The following is a 19,280-nucleotide window of genomic DNA, read 5'->3' as shown; positions in this document are numbered from 1 at the left end:
TTCCGGTGCGGCGGGCAGCCCTTGCTGGCTACACCCGGGCCGCGGATCCCGACAGTTTCAGGCGAGCCGCCAGACGCTGCATTCGTCCGTATTGATCGCTTTGCGCAGGCCGGTGAGCCGGTCCAGGATCCAGACCACGCCGATGCCGGGCGCGGTTTCCTGGACACTTCCGCGGCGGATCACAACGTCGTCGTAGGAAGGGCCCACGGAGAGGCGGGCTTCGATCTCGTCGCCGCGGTGGAGCTGGTCCAGGGCGCGGACTCGTGTCACATGTGGTGTCGCTTTCTGCTTCATGGCGGGGCCTCCTGGCTGGGGCTGGTGCCGGCTCTTGCCTGCAGAATCCAGTGTGCCGGGGCAATGTTGCGCCCGCGTTTCCCCGCGGTTAGGCGCGGGTTAGTTCTTCGCGCCGGAGCTGTTTCCCGAACCGAATTTCCCGGGCACCACGGCAGAACAGGCGGGCAGGGCCCGACGGCGGTGCGGCCTTAAGGGGCCCTACGGCAGTTCCACGCTGGCGCGGTATGCCGCCAGGAAGGTGGAGATGCGGTGCACAGCCTCCCGGATGTCCAGGACGGACGGAAGGATCACGAACCGGAAGTGGTCCGGCGTCGGCCAGTTGAACGCGGAACCGTGCGAGACGAGGATCTTCTGGTCCTTCAGCAGGTCCAGGACAAACTGTTCGTCGCTGCTGATGGGGTAGAGCTCCGGATCGAGGCGGGGGAACAGGTACATGGCGCCCGCCGCGGGGACACACGTCACGCCCGGTATCTCGGTCAGGAGCTGGTAGGCGAGATCGCGCTGTTCACGGAGCCTGCCTCCGGGCCGCACCAGGGCGTCGATGCTCTGGTAGCCGCCAAGGCAGGTCTGGATGGCATGCTGGGCCGGAACGTTGGGGCACAGCCGCAGGGAGGCCAGCAGTTCCAGTCCTTCCCGGTAGGCGGCGGTGGCGGCAAGTGGCCCGGTGACGGCAACCCAGCCTGCCCGGTAGCCGGGCATGCGGTACGCCTTGGACAGCCCGCTGAACGTCAGGCAGCAGACGTCCTCGGCCACGGCCGCGGTGTGGATATGCTGGGCCTCCTCATACAGCACCTTCTCGTAGATCTCGTCCGAGAACAGGACCAGGTGGTGTTTCCGGGCCAAGGCCGCGAACTGCTCCAGGATGTGCCGCGGATAGACGGCGCCCGTGGGGTTGTTGGGGTTGATGATCACAATCCCCTTGGTGCGGCTGGTGATCTTGGCCTCCACGTCGGCCATGTCCGGCCACCAGTTCTCCCCTTCGTCGCAGAGGTAGTGCACCGGCTTGCCCCCTGTCAGCGTGACCGCGGCGGTCCACAGCGGGTAATCCGGTGCCGGCACCAGGATCTCGTCGCCGTTTTCCATAAACGCCTGCAGGCACATGGAAATGAGTTCGCTGACGCCGTTGCCGATGAAGATGTCCTCCACCCCGATCTGCATCAGGCCGCGCGTCTGGTAGTACTGCGAGATGGCGGTCCGCGCTGAGAAGATCCCCTTCGAGTCGCTGTATCCCTGGGCGCCCCTCAGGTGGTGAATCATGTCCACCACCACGGACTCCGGCGTTTCCAGGCCGAACGGCGCGGTGTCCCCAAGGTTCATCTTGAGGATCCGGTGCCCTTCCGCCTCCATGGCCTTGGCGGCCTGGAGGATGGGTCCGCGGAGTTCGTACCGGACGTTTTGGAGCTTGCTGGAGTGCTGCATGGGGCGCATGGTTGATTTTTTCACACCCGGACGGCGACGGCGTCCCGTCTACGGTCCGGGCGCCTGGCCGTGGTGCGGTTCCGGCACAGTTGCGTGGTGCTTCAAGGCTGCCTGCTGCCTACCGCCGGCGGTCCCGGCGCACGCCGCGGACGCCGAGGGTGATCCCACCGGCCACGAGCACAGCACCGATGCCCTGCAGGCCCGGGGAATCATCGGCGCCGCCGAGCACGAAGACGGCCCCGCCGAGCACCACGACGAGCAGCGGGACCACCCACCTCATGGTGCCAGCCTGTCGCCTTTGCGGTGGAGGCGGTACCAGCGGTAGCCGTAACGTTCCAGTTCAACGGCGAAGCCGCCGTCGGGATCCAGGGTGATGTTGTCGCCGTCGAACAGGTCCAGCAGGGTGGCGTCCCGGAACGCATTCGCTGGCCCGTCCTCCGGGCCCACTGTGCCGTTAACCGTCACGGGGGCCTCCCCGAAGTTGTGCAGCAGCACCAGTGTGCCGCCGTCCGAACTGCAGGTGTGGGCAAGGACTGCAGGCTCTGGCTGGTCGATGATGGCGAACTCGCCCCAGCCCAGCTCCGCCGATTCGCGGTAGCGGCGGATCAGCGTGACCATGAAGTTGAACAGCGAGCCGGGATCCCTCTTCGCGGCCGCGGCGTTGACGTGCTCGGGACCGTATTCTCCCCGGGCCAGCGGCGCCACCAGGTCCGATACCTTGGCCGTGGAGAAGCCGGCGTTCTTTTCGCCGTTCCACTGCATGGGGGTGCGCACGGAAGCCCGGCCTTTCTGCCGGAGGTCCTCTCCCATGCCGATCTCCTCCCCATAAAAGAGCACCGGAGTGCCCGGCAGGGCGAACATCAGCGAGTACACCATGCGGATGCGCCCTGCGTCGCCGCCAAGCATCGGGGGAAGGCGGCGGCGCAGGCCGCGGCCATAGATCTGCATGTTCTTCTCTGGCCCAAACGCGGAAAAGACCTCTTCCCGCTCACCGTCGCTGAGCTTGTCCAGAGTGAGTTCGTCGTGGTTCCGCACGAACATGGCCCACTGGTTGTCCGGGTGCAGCGGCGGCCTGCCCTTCAGCGTCTCCGCCAGTGGACGGGCGTCCTGGCGTGCCAGCGACAGATAGATGTGCTGCATGGACATGAAGTCGAACTGCATGTTGAGTTCGTTCCCGTCCGGACCGCCGAAGTACTCAAGCTGCTCCTTGTACGGCAGGTTCACCTCGCCCAGGAGGATGGCGCTGCCGTTGCGCCGGCTCACGAAGCTGCGCAGTGCGGCCAGGTACTCATGCGGATCCAGGTTCGCGGCCTCGTCCTTGGGCTGGCCGCGGGTCTCCAGGAAGAAGGGCACCGCGTCCAGGCGGAAGCCGTCCAGGCCCAGTTCCAGCCACAGGCCCATCGCCTTGGCAATCTCGTTCCGGACGGAGGGATTGGTGACATCCAGGTCCGGCTGGTGCTTGGCGAACATGTGCAGGTACCACTCGCCGGTGGCTTCATCCTTTTCCCACAGAGAGTCCTCCTCGCCAGGGAACACCACCTCCGAGGAGGTGTCCGGGGGAGTGTCGCTCCGCCACACGTAGTAGTCGCGGTATTTGTTGTCCTTGGATTTCCTGGCCTCGACAAACCAAGGGTGCTGGTCCGAGGTGTGGTTCACCACGAAGTCGGCGATGACGCGCATTCCACGGTCCTTGGCCGCCCGGATGAACTCCACAACGTCCCCCATGGTGCCCAGCCGGGGATCCACGGCGAAGAAGTCCGTCACGTCGTACCCGTCGTCGCGGTCCGGGGAGGGGTAGAACGGCATGAGCCAGATGCAGGTCACGCCCAGTGCGGCGAGGTAGTCCACGCGCTGGGTCAGTCCGGCAAAATCGCCGGTGCCATCGCCGTCGTCGTCAAAGAACGTCTCCACGTCCAGGCAGTACACCACGGCGTTCTTCCACCACAGGTCCGAAGTTTCGGCGAGCCTCATGCGGGTGCCTGCGCCGGCGCCTGGACCTTCGAGCCCTGCAGCTGCGGAAGGACATCTGCTGCAAACGCATCAATGAACGGGGCCTGCTCCTGCCCCACGAAGTGCAGGTAGAGCTCGTCGAAGCCCAGGGCCGCGTACGCCCCCAGCCACTCGGCGTGCTGGTCCAGGCTTGCCGAGACGTTGACCGCCTTCCGGACCTGGTCCTCGCCGATGTGCCCGCTCACGCCGTCGAAATGCCCGGCCGTGGGAAGGTCCCACGGGACCGGCGGGGCGAAGGTGTTGGTCCGCCACTGGTCCAGCGCAATGGCTGCCGCGTCCTGTTCACGGGGGGCCCAGGACAGGTGCACCTGCAGCGCGGTCCTGCCGCGGCCGCCGTTGTCCCGGTATGCCGCCAGCATGTCCTTGAGCTTGCCGGCCGGCTGGTTGATGGTGACCAGGCCGTCCGCCCAGGCTGCAGAGCGGCGGGCGGTCTCCACACTGATGGCCGGTGCGATAATCGGCGGCGGGGAGTCCGGCACGTCCCAGATCCGGGCCTGTTCAACGGTGACAAGGCCGTGGTGGGTGACCTCCTCACCGCGATGCAGCCGGCGGATCACCTCAACGCACTCCTCCAGCCGGCGCTGCCGTGTTTCCTTCGGCGGCCAGGCGTCACCGGTGACGTGCTCATTCATGTTCTCGCCGCTCCCGGTGGCCATCCAGAACCGTTCCGGAAACATGCAGGCCAGGGTGGCCGAGGCGTGGGCGATGATGGCGGGGTGGTACCGCTGGCCCGGGGCGGTCACCACACCGAAGCGCAGGCTGGTGGTGGCCAGCGCCGCGCCCAGCCAGGACCAGGCGAACCCGGAGTGGCCCTGCCGGGCGGACCACGGCTCAATATGGTCAGAGCACATGGCGGCATCGAATCCTGCCTGTTCCGCGTGCTGGACGTCCTTGAGCAGCTGGGCGGGACTGATCTGTTCGTGTGAGGCGTGGAAGCCGACGGTAACCATCGTTAACCTCTACCGTCCGCAGGGGTGCCGTGTCGAGGGCTGGCCTGCCCGGCGCCACTTGTCAGATAAGTTTGAAGCCTGTATTACTGCGCATCCCGGAATTCCTGCGCAGGCGGCGGAGCTGGAAGGACGTACCACTCGTGGGCGGTGTGCTGGTGGGGCTGGCGGTAATCGGCGCCGTCATCGCCGTGGGCTACATTGCTGCGCGCTGCGGGCTGGGCGGGGAACCCACGGTCTCGGCGCTCACCCGCACTGCCTTCTTCATCACCAACCCCGTCCTGCTGTTCACGGTGGTCCTGGAATCGGACCTCACCGTGGTCTTCTCCGCCTACGTTCCGTTGGCCATTCTGACGGCGTCGGCCACGGCGCTGCTGTACGTGCTGGCCAGCAGGCTGTGGTTCCGGCGGCCGCTGGCTGAGACCGCCGTCGGCGCGATGGCCAGCTCCTACGTCAACGCCAACAACATCGGCATCCCCATCATGCTGTACGCCCTGGGCGACGCCACCCCGGTGGCACCGGTCCTGCTGGTCCAGCTCCTCCTCTTGGCGCCCGTGGTCCTTACCCTGCTGGACCTCTCCGCCGCCGGCCGGGTGTCGCCCAGGCTGCTGCTCTCCCAGCCCTTCCGCAACCCGATGATCATCGCGTCCCTGCTCGGCGTGGTCCTGGCCGCGTTCCGGGTGGAACTTCCTCCTCCTGTGATGGCACCCCTCACCCTCCTGGGCGGGGCTGCCGTTCCGGTGGTGCTGCTCGCCTTCGGCATGTCCCTGCACGGCACCCGGATGCTGCGAAGCGGCGGGCACACGGCCGAAATCCTGACGGCCACGGCGCTGAAGTCCGCGGTGATGCCCGCGGTGGCGTTCGCCGTCGGACGCTTTATCTTCAACCTGGACCAGCACATGCTCCTGGGCGTGGTGCTGATGGCCGCCCTTCCCACAGCCCAGAACGTGTTCCTGTTCGCCGGCAGGTACGGGCGCGGGGTCGCAGTGGCCCGCGAAACGGTCCTGCTGTCAACGGCGGCAGCGGCGCCGTTCCTGATCCTCATCGTGTGGCTGCTGGCGGGGTGAGCCCGCGGGGCGGGGTTACGCAGGGGCACGTCCCCGGGCAAGAATGGGCAGCATGGAACTTCCCGTGATGCCGCCCGTCCCGCCCATGCTCGCCAAGGCCGTCAGCGGCATTCCTGGTGTTGCAGGGGGCGGGGACCTCAGCTATGAGCCGAAATGGGACGGATTCCGGTCCATCATCTTCCGGGACGGCGATGAGCTGGAGATCGGCAGCCGCAACGAGAAGCCCATGACGCGCTATTTTCCCGAGCTTGTTGAGGCGCTGAAGGAGAACCTGCCGCCACGCTGCGTGGTGGACGGCGAGATCATCCTGGTCGGTTCCTCCGGCGACCGCCTCGATTTCGACGCCCTGCAGCAGCGCATCCACCCCGCAGCCAGCCGGGTCAAGCTGCTCGCTTCCCAGACACCGGCCTCCTTCGTGGCGTTCGATCTTCTGGCCCTCGGTGACGACGACTACACCGGCCGGCCCTTCACCGAACGGCGTGCGGCCCTGGAAAAGGCGCTCGCGGCAAGCAAGGCCCCGGTCCACCTCACCGCCGCCACCACGGACAAGGAGACGGCGGAGCAGTGGTTCCGCCAGTTCGAGGGCGCCGGGCTGGACGGCGTTGTGGCCAAGCGCCTGGACGGCCGGTACGAGCCGGACAAGCGGGTGATGTTCAAGACCAAGCATGAACGCACCGCTGACTGCGTGGTGGCCGGTTACCGCCTGCACAAGAGCGGGCCGGATGTGGTCGGTTCGCTGCTGTTGGGGTTGTACAAGGACGACGGCGGCCTGGCCAGCGTGGGCGTGATCGGCGCCTTCCCCATGAAGCGGCGCAAGGAGCTGTACGAGCAGCTCCAGCCGCTGGTAACCACCTTCGATGACCACCCGTGGGCGTGGGCCAAGCAGGAGGAGGGGGAACGGACGCCGCGCAACGCCGAGGGCAGCCGCTGGAGCGCCGGCAAGGATCTGTCCTTCGTACCACTCCGCCCGGAGCTGGTGGTGGAGGTGCGGTACGACCACATGGAGGGGGAACGGTTCCGGCACACGGCCCAGTTCAACCGCTGGCGGCCGGACCGGGACCCGGAATCGTGCACGTACGCGCAGCTGGAGGAGCCGGTCAGTTTTGACCTGGCGTCGGTGCTGGAGGCCGGCCGGCCCTAGGTTTTGGGGAGGCCGCCGGCGTCCCCGGCCACCCGACGTCGTGCCTGCTGCCCCGGGCGGCGCCGGAACAGCCCATTTTTCAACGGGGAAAAGCCCGCCATATGGGGGGAATGGCGGGCTTTCCGGTTCCAAAACCGGGCTGGACGGTACTTCCAGCCGGGCGGGGTTCTACTTGAGGCCGAGCTGCGTGGTGGGGGTCTTGTAGGACTCCTTGGCAGTCAGGGCGGAGATGGCCGCGATGCCGCAGATCACGGCGGTGAAGATGCTGATCTGGACCCAGCCGCCGGGCCTGATCCCGCCCATGGCCGCCACGATTGCAGGTGCGAACCCTGCCATCAGGAAGCCCAGCTGGGTGCCGATGGCCAGGCCGGAGAAGCGGACCTTGGTGCTGAACATCTCGGCGTAGAAGGACGGCCAGACGGCGTTGGAGGCTGCGTAGCCGCAGGAGAAGAAGCCGATGGCGGACAGGAACATCAGCGGCACGCTGCCGGATTCCAGGCTGAGCAGGAAGACGGGCGTCAGGATGGCGCTGGCCACAGCCCCGTAAATGAAGACGGGCTTGCGGCCGATCCTGTCAGCCAGCATGCCGAAGATCGGCTGGGTGCCCAGGGCCACGAAGTTGGCGCCGACCACGAGCCAGAGGGTGGTGGTGCCGTCGACGCCCGCCACGGTCTTGGCATAGCTGATGGCGAGGGTGCCGAACACGGTGGAGACGGCGGCGATGAAGGCGCAGCAGATCACGCGGAGGACGTCGCGCCAGTGGGCCTTGAGCAGGTCGGCAACCGGGAGCTTGGAAATTTGGGCGGTCTTCTGGGCTTCCTCGAAGGCCGGCGGCTCGTGCAGGGTGCGCCGGATGAAGAAGGCAACAACAACCACCACGGCGCTCAGCCAGAACGGGATGCGCCAGCCAATGCCGTACTTGATCTCGTCCGGGAGGGCCAGGACGGGGATGAAGACCAGGGCTGCGAGGATCTGGCCGCCCTGGGTGCCCGTGAGGGTCCAGGAGGTGAAGAAGGAGCGCCGGTTGTCCGGGGCGTGCTCAAGGGTCATGGAGGAGGCTCCGGCCTGTTCCCCGGCGGCGGACAGGCCCTGGCAGAGCCGGGCCAGCACCAGCAGGGCGGGAGCCCACCAGCCAACCGTGTTGAAGTCCGGCAGGCAGCCGATGAGGAAGGTGGAGGCACCCATCAGGAGGAGGGTGAACATCAGGACCTTCTGCCGGCCCACCCTGTCACCGAAGTGCCCCAGGATCACGGCGCCCACGGGGCGCGCCACGTAGGCGAAACCGAACGTGGCGAAGGACATGATGGCCGCGTTCGCGTCAGCATTGGGGAAGAAGACCGTGGGGAAGATCAGGGCTGCTGCGGATCCGAAAATGAAGAAATCGTAATATTCGACGGCGCTGCCCAGGAAGCTGGCGAGGGCTGCCTTCTTCGGCGTCCCGGCCGGGGCGGCAATGCCTGGCTCGGCGGACGGAAGTGTCTGGCTCATGGAGTTCCTTAGATGTGACGACTTTGTCGCGGATGGATCAGGGGGGGGCTCGCGGCCGGCGCTGCCTTCAGGTGGAGGCGCGGCTCGGCATTGGTGCGGGATAACCCGGGCAGTAGCCACATGGTGGGAGCTACTTGTGCGATACAGCAATAGTGACTGTGAGTGCGGTCACCTGTCAAGAAAATAATCACTATCTAGAAATAACTCTCACTATGTGGGAGCATCGATCCATGAGTGTGAACCAAGCCACAGCGGACAACGACGTAACTGCTGGCACCCCTCCTGAGGCCAAGGCGGCCAAAGCGGACCGCACGGACATGGTGGGGAAGGCCCTGGGCCTCCTGGTCCTCCTGGGCGATGAGCCGCGCGGAGCCAGTGCCGCAGAGATCTCCCGACGGGCCGAGCTGCCCTTCAGTACCACCTACCGCCTGCTGGGGTCCCTGACCCGCGACGGCTTCGTGGACTACGAACCGGACGGCCGCCGCTACCACCTGGGCCTGCGGATCTTCCAGCTGGGCCAGCGGGTCTCCAACCACCACGGCTTCGCCGGCACGGCCATGCCGGTCCTCCGCCGGGTCACCGAACAGACGGGCGAGGCCACCATCCTCAGCGTCCGCGACGGCCACCACCACCTCACGGTCAACAAGGTGGACGGTCCGCAGATGTTCCGGGTGACCAGCGACCCCGGCCACCTGGGCTCCCTCTCCACTACCGCCGTCGGAAAAGTGCTGGTTGCCTTTGCGGAGGACGCCGACCGCGAACGGCTGCTGGAGGATCTCCCGCTGGAGCAGCTCACGGAAAAGTCCATCACGGAGCGGGACGCCTTCCGCGCGGAAATCGATAAGGTCCGGCGCCAAGGATATGCCGTGATGGACGAGGAAAACGAGATGGGCATGCGTGCCGTCGCCGTTCCGCTTCTCAACTCCCAGGGCCACGCCTTCGCTTCCCTGGCAACGGCGGTCCCCGTCTTCCGCATGGGCCTGGAGGAACTGGCGGCGTGCGTCCCGCTGCTGCAGGAGGCGGCCGCCGAGCTTGCGGCCCGCCTGCCGCAACGCTGACTCGGCTATTTGTTCGTATGTAGAACAACAGTGCGCTGATAGAACAAATGATGTACCGTAACTTTCAACACCGCAGCAGCAGCACCCGCCTGGCGCACTGCTCCTGCCCGGTGCCGTACCAAAGGAGCTGCACGGATGAGTAATCGAACTGAGTCCTACCTGGTGGGACTGGTCGGCGATGGTGTGATGCCGTCACTCACCCCGCCCATGCACGAGCGCGAAGGGGATGTCCAGGGCCTGCGCTACCTCTACCGGCCCATCGACCTCGTGGAACTCGGCCTTCCCGGCGACTCGGTGGGAGAGCTGCTGCGCAGTGCCAGGAACCTCGGCTTCAACGGCCTGAACATCACGCACCCCTGCAAGCAGCTGGTCCTGCAGCACCTGGACGAGGTGACGCCGGACGCCGTGCGGCTCGGTGCGGTCAATACCGTGGTGATCGACGGCGGCCGGTTCATAGGTCACAACACAGACTTTTCCGGCTTTGCCGCAGCCCTCTCCTCAGGACTTCCCGGCGCCAGGCTGGACCGGGTGGTCCAGCTGGGCGCCGGCGGGGCAGGTTCCGCCGTGGCCTACGCCCTCCTCACCGCCGGGGTCCGCCACCTGGACCTCGTGGACATGGATGCTGCCCGCAGCGCCGCCCGGGCAGCCGAACTGGCCGGCTTCTTCCCGGACAGCACCGTTGTGGCGCGCACGACGGCGGAGCTGCCGCAGCTGATGCCGCTGGCCGACGGCCTGGTGCACTGCACCCCCGTGGGGATGGCCGCCCACCCCGGCGTTCCGCTGGACCTGGAGCTGCTGGAGTCCCGGCACTGGGTGGCGGACATTGTCTACCGCCCCATCGACACCGAGCTCGTCCGGGGCGCCCGCGCCAAGGGCTGCGAGGTCCTGGACGGCGGCCGGATGGCAGTGGGCCAGGCCGCAGATGCCTTCCGCATCTTCACGGGCCTGGAACCCGATCCGGACCGCATGCGCTCGCACTTCCTGGAGCTCGTGGCCGCAGAAGAGGTGGCTGCCTGATGCGCACCGGAATCGCCACCGTCTGCCTCTCCGGCACCCTGAAGGAGAAGATGCAGGCCTGTGCCATCGCAGGGTTCGACGGCATCGAAATCTTTGAACAGGACCTGGTCACCTCACCGCTGGGCCCCGGGGACGTCCGGTCCATGGCAGCAGACCTTGGCCTGGGGCTGGACCTCTACCAGCCATTCCGGGATTTCGACGGCGTGGCCCCGGACCTGCTGAAGGCGAACCTCCGGCGGGCGGAAGCGAAGTTCAACCTGATGTCCCGCCTGGGCATGGACACCATCCTGGTCTGCTCCAACGTTGCCACGGCCACGATCGACGACGACGCCGTCCGCGCCGAACAGCTCGCCCAGCTGGCCGGACTTGCCGGCGACCACGGCATCAAGGTGGCCTACGAGGCCCTGGCCTGGGGCAAGCACGTGAACGACTACGAGCACGCCTACCGCCTGGTGGAGATGGTGGACCACCCCAACCTGGGAACCTGCCTGGACTCTTTTCACATCCTGTCCCGCGACTGGGACACCGCGCCAATAGAAAAGCTTGACCCGGAGAAGATCTTCTTCGTCCAGGTTGCGGACGCCCCGAAACTCACCATGGATGTGCTGTCCTGGAGCCGCCACTACCGCGTGTTCCCGGGCGAGGGGCAGTTCGAGCTGGCCAAGTTCATGGGCCACGTGGTCCGGGCCGGCTACTCCGGCCCGGTCTCCCTGGAGGTCTTCAACGACGTCTTCCGCCAGTCGGATGTGGACCGCACAGCCGTGGACGCCATGCGCTCGCTCATCTGGCTGGAGGAACAGAGCGCCAAATGGCTGGCAGGCAGCGCGGAAGCCGCAGAGGGCGGCAGTGCTGCCTCCCGCCGTCGTTATCCCATGGAACTCGCCACGCTGCCCAAGGTCAGCGAACCGGCGGGCTTCAACTTCGCCGAGGTCAAAGCGGACGATACCGCCCGGCTTGAGAAGCTCCTGGGCCAGCTCGGCTTCGGGTTCGAGGGCAGGCACCGCACCAAGGACGTGCAGCTGTGGACCATGGGCCAGGCGCGCGTGATCATCAACGAGCAGGCGGCATCGCACGCCGAACCGTCGATCGCCGCCTTGGGGTTCGACGTCGATTCACCCGTGATTGCCTCGGCCCGGGCGCAGCAGCTCAAGGCTCCCGTAGTGGCCCGCAAGGTCCAGGCCGACGAGGAAGTCTTCCAGGGCATCTCCGCGCCCGACTCAACGGAAATCTTCCTGTGCCAGGGCAGCCCGGACGGCACGGCAGCCTGGACCCGTGAATTCGGGGAAGGCCTGGAACACCGCACTCCTTCCGGCGGGCCGGGTGCGGCTGCGGTCATCGACCACGTCAACCTCGCCCAGCCGTGGCAGCACTTCGACGAGGCCGTCCTGTTCTACACCAGCGCCCTGGCCCTGGAACCGCAGCCCTTCGCCGAAGTGCCCAGCCCCAGCGGGCTGGTGCGCTCGCAGGTGATGACCACCTCCGACGCCGCCGTCCGGCTGGTGCTGAACCTGGCGCCGGTGCAGCAGGCCCGCAGCGAAGTCCGCAAGACCTACCAGGAGCACATCGCGTTCGCCGTAAAGGACCTCGTGGCCACTGCCCGGGCCGCCCGGGACCGGGGCCTCGAATTCCTGCAGATCCCCGCGAACTATTACGAGGACCTGGACGCCCGGTTCGACCTCGACCCCGGTTTCCTGGCCACCCTGCAGGAACTCAACCTCCTCTACGACCGCGATGCCGACGGCGAATTCCTCCACTTCTACACCGCCACGGTGGGCAGTGTGTTCTTCGAAATGGTGGAACGCCGCGGCGGCTACAACGGGTACGGGGCGCCCAACGCCCCGGTCCGGCACGCGGTCCAGTACGACTCGCTGCACCGGACCTGAGCCGGCCGCCGAACTGACCAACTGCCCCCACGAATCACAACGAAAACCAGAAAGGAGCCAGCCGTGCCGGAAGAAACCAACGCCCAGCTTGATACCGACGAGTCTGTGCCGCCCGCCGAGCCGAAGGCCGCACACATGCCCCTTGACCGCGCCATTGAAACCCAGGCTGACCTCAGTGCAGAGATCAACGCCCTGGGCGAAGCCTACGCACGGGCCCTCAAAGAGGGTTCCCCCGCCGAAACCCAGCCGCGGCTGGACTACCCGCCCTACCGCTCCAGCATCCTGCGGCACCCCACCAAAAGCCTGCACCACGCGGACCCGGAAACCATCGAGCTGTACTCGCCGGCCTTCGGCCACCAGGACGTGCACGCCCTTGAGTCGGACCTGACCATCCAGCACAACGGCGAGCCCCAGGGCGAGCGGATCATCGTGGCAGGCCGGGTCCTGGACGGCGACGGCCGCCCCGTTGCCGGTCAGTTGGTGGAGATCTGGCAGGCCAATTCCTCCGGCCGGTACATCCACAAACGCGACCAGCACCCGGCGCCGATCGACCCGAACTTTACGGGCATCGGCCGCTGCATCACCGGCCCGGACGGGTCCTACCGGTTCACCACCATCAAGCCCGGGGCGTACCCGTGGAAGAACCACCTGAATGCCTGGCGCCCGGCGCACATCCATTTCTCCCTGTTCGGAACCGAGTTCACCCAACGGATCATCACCCAGATGTATTTCCCGGGCGACCAGCTGTTCCCGCTGGACCCGATCTACCAGACCATCGTGGACCAGGACGCCCGCGACCGGCTGGTGGCCACCTACGACCACAGCCTCACCGAGCCCGAGTGGGCCCTTGGGTACAACTGGGACATTGTCCTGACCGGGCCCAAGCGGACCTGGACCGAAAACGAGGCACTTGGTGCCGCAGGCGACGAGGAATAGGCAGAGGACCAGTCAGATGAACAACCAGACCAAACTCGTCCCCACCCCCGGCCAGACCGTGGGCCCGTTCTACGGCTACGCGCTTCCGTTCGACAAGGACAACGAACTCCTGGCCCCCGGCTCACCGGGCTCCATCCGCCTGCAAGGCACGGTGTATGACGGAGCCGGCCACACCATCCCGGACGCCATCCTGGAAATCTGGCAGCCCGACGCCGAGGGCAACGTCGTCCAGAAGACCGGCTCCCTGGTCCGCGACGGCTACACCTTCACCGGCTGGGGCCGCGGCGCCGTGGGGAACTCGGGAGTCTTCACTTTCACCACCGTGAACCCGGGCCCGACGTCGCCGGGTTCGGCGCCCTTCATCTCCGTGGCCATCTTCGCCCGCGGACTCACCAACCGGCTCTTCACCCGCATCTACCTCCCGGAGGACACCGAGGCCCTGGCCAACGACCCCCTGCTGAGCTCCCTGGACCCCGAGCGCCGCAAGACGCTGATCGCCCGCCGCGACGCCGACGGCGGCCTCACCTGGGACGTCCGCCTTCAGGGCGAGGGCGAGACAGTCTTCCTGGACTTCCAGTGACCGGGTCCGCCGGCCTGGGAGATGCGGGCACCTTCGGGGAGGAGGGCGACGCCGGCCTGCTCAGTCCCGTCTCGGCGTCACCCCTGGTGGGTGCGCTGACGGGCGACCGGGCCGTGCTGGCGGCGATCCTCGCCGTCGAGTCCGGCTGGGCCGCCGTGCTCGAGAAGGCGGGCCTGGCGCCCGCCGGTTCCGCCGCCGTCGTCTCCGCAGCGGCCGAGCCTGGCAGGTATAGCGTGGCAGGCATAGCCCGACGCGCCCAGGGCGGGGGCAACCCGGTGATCCCGCTGCTGGCGGACCTTCGGAAAAACGTCCAGGCGCTGGACGGCACCGGCATCGGCGCCGGAACGGCAGTCCACACGTCCCTGACCAGCCAGGACGTGCTGGACACGGCCTTGATGCTGCTGGCCCGCAACACCGTTGAAGCGCTGCTCGGCGACCTGAAGCGCACCTCGGCGGCACTTGCCAGTTTGGCCGAAGAGCATGCGGACACGCTGTGCGTGGGCAGGAGCCTCACCCAGCATTCGCTCCCCTTCACGTTCGGGCTCCGGGCTGCGCAATGGTTCCATGGCGTCGCCGCCGCGGGACGCCAGCTGGAGGGCCTGGCCTATCCGGTCCAGTTCGGCGGCGCTGCGGGAACCCTGGCCGCCGGAACCGTCCTGGCCTCCGGCTCATCAAGCACCCCCTTCAGCCTGGCGGATGCCCTGGCGGCACAGCTGGGCCTCGCCGCCGCCCCGGCGCCCTGGCACACCAACCGGCTGGTAGTGACGTCGCTGGGCAACGCCCTCGCCGCCGTGCTGGACGCGTTCGGCAAGATCGCCGCGGATGTGCTGTTCCTGAGCAGGCCCGAGGTGGGCGAGCTGGCCGAACCGCGCGCCGCCGGCCGCGGAGTCTCCTCTGCCATGCCGCAGAAACAGAATCCCGTACTGTCTGTCCTGGTCCGCAGCGCGGCGCTGCAGGCACCCCAGCTCGTGGCCCAGCTGCACCTGGCGGCAGCCAACTTCAACGATGAGCGCCCGGACGCCGCGTGGCACACCGAGTGGCCGGCGCTCCGGCAGCTCCTGGCCCTGGCACTCGGGGCGGCCGGACACATCCGAGAACTCACGGGCGGCCTTCAGGCCTTCCCGGACGCGATGCGCCGCAACCTGGACCTCGCCGGTCCGCTGCTCCTGGCCGAGGGAGTGGGCGCGGCGGTGGCGCCCCTGCTGGGGGCAAAGGACGGCCTCACCGGGAAGGAACAACTGCAGGCCGTGGTGGACCAGACCCTGCAGGCACCCTCCGGGGAGCAGGCTGCCACCTACCGCAAGCTGCTCCGCGACGCCGTGCCGGCCGGGGTGCTCACCGACCTCCGGCTCGAGGAACTCCTCAATCCCGCCAGCTACCTGGGCGCGGCGGCAAACATTTCCCGCCGTATCCTGGCCGCCTTCCCGGAATACGCGGCGCCCCCCGAATCATCCCTTACCGACGCGAACGGAGACCCCCGTGGCTAAACCTGCCCTGAAAGCAGCCCTGCTCTCGCCCCAGCGCCCGCTGGGTGACCATCCGCTGCTGGTGGTGGGACCCTCCCTGGGCACCTCCACCGTCCTGTGGAACCGCACCGCCTCGGTCCTCGGCAACGATATCGACGTCGTGGCCTGGGACCTGCCCGGCCACGGGGTCTCACCGGCAGCCACCGGGACCTTCGATGTTGCCGCCCTGGCTGATGCCGTGGTTGACCTTGTGGACTCCATCGCCCCCGGAGAGGCCTTCCACTACGCGGGCGTCTCCCTGGGCGGCGCCACCGGCCTGCAGCTGGGCATCAAGCACGGGGAACGCCTCAAGAGCCTGTCCGTCCAGTGCAGCGGCGCCAAGCTGGGAACGCCCGAAGGGTGGCTGGAACGGGCCGAGACGGTCCGCAGCCAGGGCACCCCGGTGATGATCCAGGGCTCGGCGGAACGCTGGTTCGCCCCCGGTTTCATGGAGCGCGAACCGGAGCTCAGCAGCTTGCTCCTGCATGCCCTGCGCGATGCCGACCGGTTCAGCTACGCCTTCTGCTGCGAGGCACTGGCCGCGTTCGATGTCCGGGAGGACCTCGGCAGCATCCGGGTGCCCACCCAGGTCATCGCGGGGGCGCTGGACGGGGTGGCGCCGCCGTCGTTCGCTGAAGAAGTGGCGGCCGGCATCACGGCCGGCGGCGGGACGGCCACCGCTGTCACCCTGGAGGGCGTGGCCCACCTTGCCCCGGCAGAAGCCCCCGCCCACGTGGCCGAGCTGATGCGCAGCCTCATCACCTGGACCGAATCGCAGGGGGCAGCCAAGTGAACGGCACCGGCGCGAAGAACCCCGAACGCAACGGCGCCGTCCAGCCCGGAGCCACCAGCCAGGACATTTACGACGGCGGCATGAAGGTGCGGCGCGAAGTGCTGGGCGACGCGCACGTGGACCGGGCCAACGCCGCCAAAGACGAATTCACGGACGACTTCCAGGACATGATCACGCGGATCGCGTGGGGCGGGATCTGGACCCGGCCCGGCCTCACCCGGCAGATGCGCTCCGCCGTCACCATTACCGCCATGGTGGCGCACGGGCACTGGGAGGAGCTGGCCATGCACATCCGGGCTGCCCTCACCAACGGACTCAGCAGGGACGAGATCAAGGAAATCCTGCTGCAGACCGCCATCTACTGCGGAGTGCCCTCCGCGAATACGGCTTTCAAGACCGCCCAGCAGGTGTTCAAGGACATGGACGCGGACACCCCACCCAACTAAGTAGCAGCAGATGTCGCTCTGGGCCCCCAAAACGACATCAACTGCTACCTGGTTGGGCAGACCAGTCAAGAATGTAGAGGAACAGTGATGAACCAGGCTTTTGTGTACGACGCCGTGCGCACCCCGTTCGGCAAATTCGGGTCCGGCCTTGCCGCCGTCCGCCCGGATGACCTTGCCGCGCATGTGATTAAGGAATCGGTGAAGCGGGCCCCCGGGCTGGACCCGGAGCGGATTGATGAGGTGGTGTTCGGCAACGCGAACGGTGCCGGTGAGGAGAACCGGAACATCGCCCGGATGGGCACGTTGCTGGCCGGCTTGCCGGTCTCGATCCCGGGCACCACGGTCAACCGGCTGTGCGGGTCTTCGCTGGACGCGGCGATCATCGCGTCCCGGCAGATCAACGCCGGTGACGCCGAGCTAACGCTGGTGGGCGGCGCGGAATCGATGTCCCGGGCCCCCTGGGTGCTGCCCAAGACCGAGAAGCCCTACCCGGCCGGGGACATGACCCTGGCCTCCACCACGCTGGGGTGGCGGCTGGTGAACAAGGCCATGCCGAAGGAATGGACGATTTCCCTGGGCGAGGCCACTGAGCGGCTGCGCGAGAAGTACGGCGTGAGCCGCGAAGCGCAGGACGAGTTCGCGGCGGCCTCGCACAACCTCTCCGCCGCGGCGTGGGACGAGGGGTTTTACGACAACCTGGTGGCCCCGGTACCGGGCACGGACCTGGTCCGGGACGAGGGCATCCGTGCCGGTTCCTCGGCGGAGAAGCTCGCCGGGCTGAAGACCGTGTTCCGGACCGAGGACGGCACGGTCACCGCGGGGAATGCTTCGCCGTTGTCCGACGGCGCCTCCGCGGCCTGGGTGGGGTCCGAGGCTGCCGCCGGGCTGCTGGGCCTGGACCCGCTGGCCCGGATCGCCGGGCGCGGCGCGCACGGCAATGATCCGCAGTTCTTCGGTTACGCCCCGGTGGAGGCGGCGAACAACGCACTCGCGAAGGCGGGCATCGGCTGGGACCAGGTGGGCGCCGTCGAACTTAACGAAGCGTTCGCCGCGCAGTCCCTGGCGTGCATCAACGCCTGGGGCATCGACCACTCCATTGTGAACCGGCACGGCGGCGCGATCGCCATGGGCCACCCGCTGGGGGCTTCCGGAACCCGCATCCTGGGCACCCTGGCCCGGTCACTGCAGGCGTCCGGGGAGCGCTGGGGCGTGGCCGCGATCTGCATCGGCGTGGGCCAGGGCCTCGCCGTCGTCCTCGAAAACGTCACCGCCTCCGCAGGCACCAGCACAGGAAAGGCCTAGGCAATGCTGAACTTCGTAGAGTCGGTCCAGGAGGCCGTCTCCGGAATCAAGGACGGTTCCACCGTGATGATCGGCGGGTTCGGCAACGCCGGGCAGCCGTTCGAGCTGATCGACGCGCTGCTGGACTGCGGCGCCACGGACCTGACGGTGGTGAACAACAACGCCGGCCAGGGTGACCAGGGCCTGGCCCTGCTGATCAAGGAAGGCCGGGTGAAGAAGATGATCTGTTCCTTCCCGCGCCAGTCAGACTCCTGGCACTTCGACGCCAAGTACAAGGCCGGGGAAATCGAGCTGGAGCTCGTGCCGCAGGGCAACCTGGCCGAGCGGATCCGGGCCGCCGGGGCCGGGATCGGCGGGTTCTTCACCCCCACCGGGTACGGCACCATGCTCGCCGAGGGCAAGGAAACCCGGATCATTGATGGCCGCGGCCAGGTGTTCGAGACCCCCATCCACGCCGACGTCGCACTCATCAAGGCGCTCAAGGCGGACGGGAAGGGCAACCTGGTGTACCGCAAGACCGCCCGGAACTTCGGGCCGATCATGGCCGCGGCGGCCAGGCACTCCATTGTCCAGGTCTCTGAGATCGTGCCTGTCGGGGCTCTGGATCCGGAGAACGTGGTGACTCCCGGAATTTACGTCAATACTGTGGTCCGCGTTCCCGCGGCAGCCGGCAGCACCACTGGTACTGAAGAGAAGGTGGCCTGAGATGGGCGTCATGGAATCGAGCATCAAGACCTCCGAAGCCCCGCTGAGCCGGGACGACCTCGCCCGCCTGGTGGCCAGGGACATCGCCCCCGGCTCGTTCGTGAACCTCGGCATCGGCCAGCCCACCCTGGTGTCCAACTACCTCACCGAGGACCAGGACATCACGCTCCACACGGAGAACGGGATGCTGGGCATGGGCCCGGAGGCCAGGGGCGAGGAGATTGACGAGGACCTCATCAACGCGGGCAAGATCCCCGTCACCGAGCTCCCCGGCGCCTCCTACTTCCACCACGCCGACTCCTTCGCGATGATGCGCGGCGGGCACCTGGATATCTGCGTGCTCGGCGCGTTCCAGGTATCAGTCACCGGCGACCTCGCCAACTGGCACACCGGGGCACCCGGCGCGATTCCCGCCGTCGGAGGCGCCATGGACCTGGCCACCGGCGCCAAGGACGTGTTCGTGATGATGACCCTGCTCACCCGCGAAGGCGCGTCCAAGATCGTGGAGTCCTGCACCTACCCGCTCACCGGCGTCGGCTGCGTCACCCGCGTGTACACGGACAAAGCCGTCTTCCTCACCGGGCCCGGCGGCATCACCGTCCGCGAAACGTTCGGCTGCACTTTGGAGGAACTCCAGGAACTGGTGCCTGTTCCGCTCAAGGCGGCCGCCGCGGCCTGAGGCGGCCCTA

19 protein-coding genes are annotated in these 19,280 nt (G+C 67.6%); 13 read left to right on the top strand and 6 right to left on the bottom strand.

The window, feature by feature from the left end; all coding sequences use genetic code 11:
* Positions 1-57: 57 nt before the first annotated feature.
* The 5 genes from HTS88_RS09640 to HTS88_RS09620 all read right to left on the bottom strand — a co-directional run bounded on the left by HTS88_RS09640 (position 58) and on the right by HTS88_RS09620 (position 4,673).
* A complete protein-coding gene (locus HTS88_RS09640) occupies positions 58-294 on the bottom strand; it encodes a hypothetical protein (RefSeq protein WP_066272548.1) in 237 nt (78 codons plus the stop codon).
* 198 nt (positions 295-492) lie between these two features.
* Positions 493-1,722, bottom strand: a complete 1,230-nt coding sequence (locus tag HTS88_RS09635) for a pyridoxal phosphate-dependent aminotransferase (protein ID WP_066272546.1) — start codon at positions 1,720-1,722, stop codon at positions 493-495.
* Positions 1,723-1,831: 109 nt separating this feature from the next.
* Entirely contained in the window at positions 1,832-1,993 is a 162-nt protein-coding gene (locus tag HTS88_RS09630; RefSeq protein WP_174177781.1) for a hypothetical protein, read from the bottom strand.
* Positions 1,990-3,684: an alpha-amylase family protein gene (locus HTS88_RS09625; RefSeq protein WP_174177779.1), complete on the bottom strand. Its 1,695-nt coding sequence runs from the start codon at positions 3,682-3,684 to the stop codon at positions 1,990-1,992. The genes HTS88_RS09630 and HTS88_RS09625 overlap by 4 nt, the downstream gene beginning before the upstream one ends.
* Positions 3,681-4,673, bottom strand: coding sequence for a TIGR03885 family FMN-dependent LLM class oxidoreductase (locus HTS88_RS09620; RefSeq protein WP_174177777.1), 993 nt, complete (start codon positions 4,671-4,673; stop codon positions 3,681-3,683). The genes HTS88_RS09625 and HTS88_RS09620 overlap by 4 nt, the downstream gene beginning before the upstream one ends.
* Before the next feature lie 140 nt (positions 4,674-4,813).
* On the opposite strand from HTS88_RS09620, the gene HTS88_RS09615 reads away from it, so the two are divergent.
* Positions 4,814-5,737 carry an AEC family transporter gene (locus HTS88_RS09615; RefSeq protein WP_174177775.1) on the top strand — a complete coding sequence of 308 codons (924 nt, stop codon included), beginning with the start codon at positions 4,814-4,816 and terminating at the stop codon, positions 5,735-5,737.
* Positions 5,738-5,789: 52 nt separating this feature from the next.
* Positions 5,790-6,878, top strand: a complete 1,089-nt coding sequence (locus tag HTS88_RS09610; protein ID WP_174177773.1) for an ATP-dependent DNA ligase — start codon at positions 5,790-5,792, stop codon at positions 6,876-6,878.
* A 168-nt stretch (positions 6,879-7,046) separates the two neighbouring features.
* Here the strand turns inward: HTS88_RS09610 and HTS88_RS09605 are convergent, their stop codons facing one another.
* On the bottom strand, positions 7,047-8,366 hold the full coding sequence (locus tag HTS88_RS09605; protein ID WP_174177771.1) for an MFS transporter: 1,320 nt from the start codon (positions 8,364-8,366) through the stop codon (positions 7,047-7,049).
* 230 nt (positions 8,367-8,596) lie between these two features.
* Here HTS88_RS09605 and HTS88_RS09600 point away from each other — a divergent pair, with 230 nt between their 5' ends.
* From HTS88_RS09600 to HTS88_RS09550, 11 genes are all read left to right on the top strand, one after another.
* Positions 8,597-9,424 carry an IclR family transcriptional regulator gene (locus tag HTS88_RS09600; protein WP_174177769.1) on the top strand — a complete coding sequence of 276 codons (828 nt, stop codon included), beginning with the start codon at positions 8,597-8,599 and terminating at the stop codon, positions 9,422-9,424.
* Between the two features lie 135 nt (positions 9,425-9,559).
* Complete coding sequence (locus tag HTS88_RS09595; protein ID WP_174177767.1) at positions 9,560-10,441, top strand: shikimate dehydrogenase; 882 nt, start codon at positions 9,560-9,562, stop codon at positions 10,439-10,441.
* A complete protein-coding gene (locus HTS88_RS09590; protein ID WP_174177765.1) occupies positions 10,441-12,324 on the top strand; it encodes a bifunctional sugar phosphate isomerase/epimerase/4-hydroxyphenylpyruvate dioxygenase family protein in 1,884 nt (627 codons plus the stop codon). Before HTS88_RS09595 ends, HTS88_RS09590 begins: the two co-directional genes overlap by 1 nt.
* Positions 12,325-12,387: 63 nt before the next feature.
* Positions 12,388-13,260 carry a protocatechuate 3,4-dioxygenase subunit beta gene (gene pcaH, locus HTS88_RS09585; protein ID WP_174177763.1) on the top strand — a complete coding sequence of 291 codons (873 nt, stop codon included), beginning with the start codon at positions 12,388-12,390 and terminating at the stop codon, positions 13,258-13,260.
* 16 nt (positions 13,261-13,276) lie between these two features.
* Positions 13,277-13,840 carry a protocatechuate 3,4-dioxygenase subunit alpha gene (gene pcaG / locus HTS88_RS09580; RefSeq protein ID WP_174177761.1) on the top strand — a complete coding sequence of 188 codons (564 nt, stop codon included), beginning with the start codon at positions 13,277-13,279 and terminating at the stop codon, positions 13,838-13,840.
* Positions 13,837-15,327, top strand: a complete 1,491-nt coding sequence (locus HTS88_RS09575; protein WP_343044917.1) for a lyase family protein — start codon at positions 13,837-13,839, stop codon at positions 15,325-15,327. The genes pcaG and HTS88_RS09575 overlap by 4 nt, the downstream gene beginning before the upstream one ends.
* Entirely contained in the window at positions 15,320-16,138 is an 819-nt protein-coding gene (locus tag HTS88_RS09570; protein WP_174177759.1) for an alpha/beta fold hydrolase, read from the top strand. The genes HTS88_RS09575 and HTS88_RS09570 overlap by 8 nt, the downstream gene beginning before the upstream one ends.
* A complete protein-coding gene (pcaC, locus tag HTS88_RS09565; RefSeq protein ID WP_174177757.1) occupies positions 16,135-16,584 on the top strand; it encodes a 4-carboxymuconolactone decarboxylase in 450 nt (149 codons plus the stop codon). Before HTS88_RS09570 ends, pcaC begins: the two co-directional genes overlap by 4 nt.
* A gap of 87 nt (positions 16,585-16,671) precedes the next feature.
* Entirely contained in the window at positions 16,672-17,886 is a 1,215-nt protein-coding gene (locus HTS88_RS09560; protein WP_174177755.1) for a thiolase family protein, read from the top strand.
* Positions 17,887-17,889: 3 nt separating this feature from the next.
* The gene (locus HTS88_RS09555; RefSeq protein WP_174177753.1) at positions 17,890-18,591 is read left to right on the top strand and encodes a 3-oxoacid CoA-transferase subunit A; all 702 of its coding nucleotides are present in this window, start codon (positions 17,890-17,892) and stop codon (positions 18,589-18,591) included.
* Between the two features lies 1 nt (position 18,592).
* Complete coding sequence (locus tag HTS88_RS09550) at positions 18,593-19,270, top strand: 3-oxoacid CoA-transferase subunit B (protein ID WP_174177751.1); 678 nt, start codon at positions 18,593-18,595, stop codon at positions 19,268-19,270.
* Positions 19,271-19,280 lie beyond the last annotated feature (10 nt).

Origin of the sequence: Pseudarthrobacter oxydans (assembly GCF_013314975.1) — a bacterium.
In the GTDB taxonomy this organism is placed as follows: domain Bacteria; phylum Actinomycetota; class Actinomycetes; order Actinomycetales; family Micrococcaceae; genus Arthrobacter; species Arthrobacter oxydans.
This window is presented reverse-complemented; position numbering and strand designations above follow the sequence as displayed.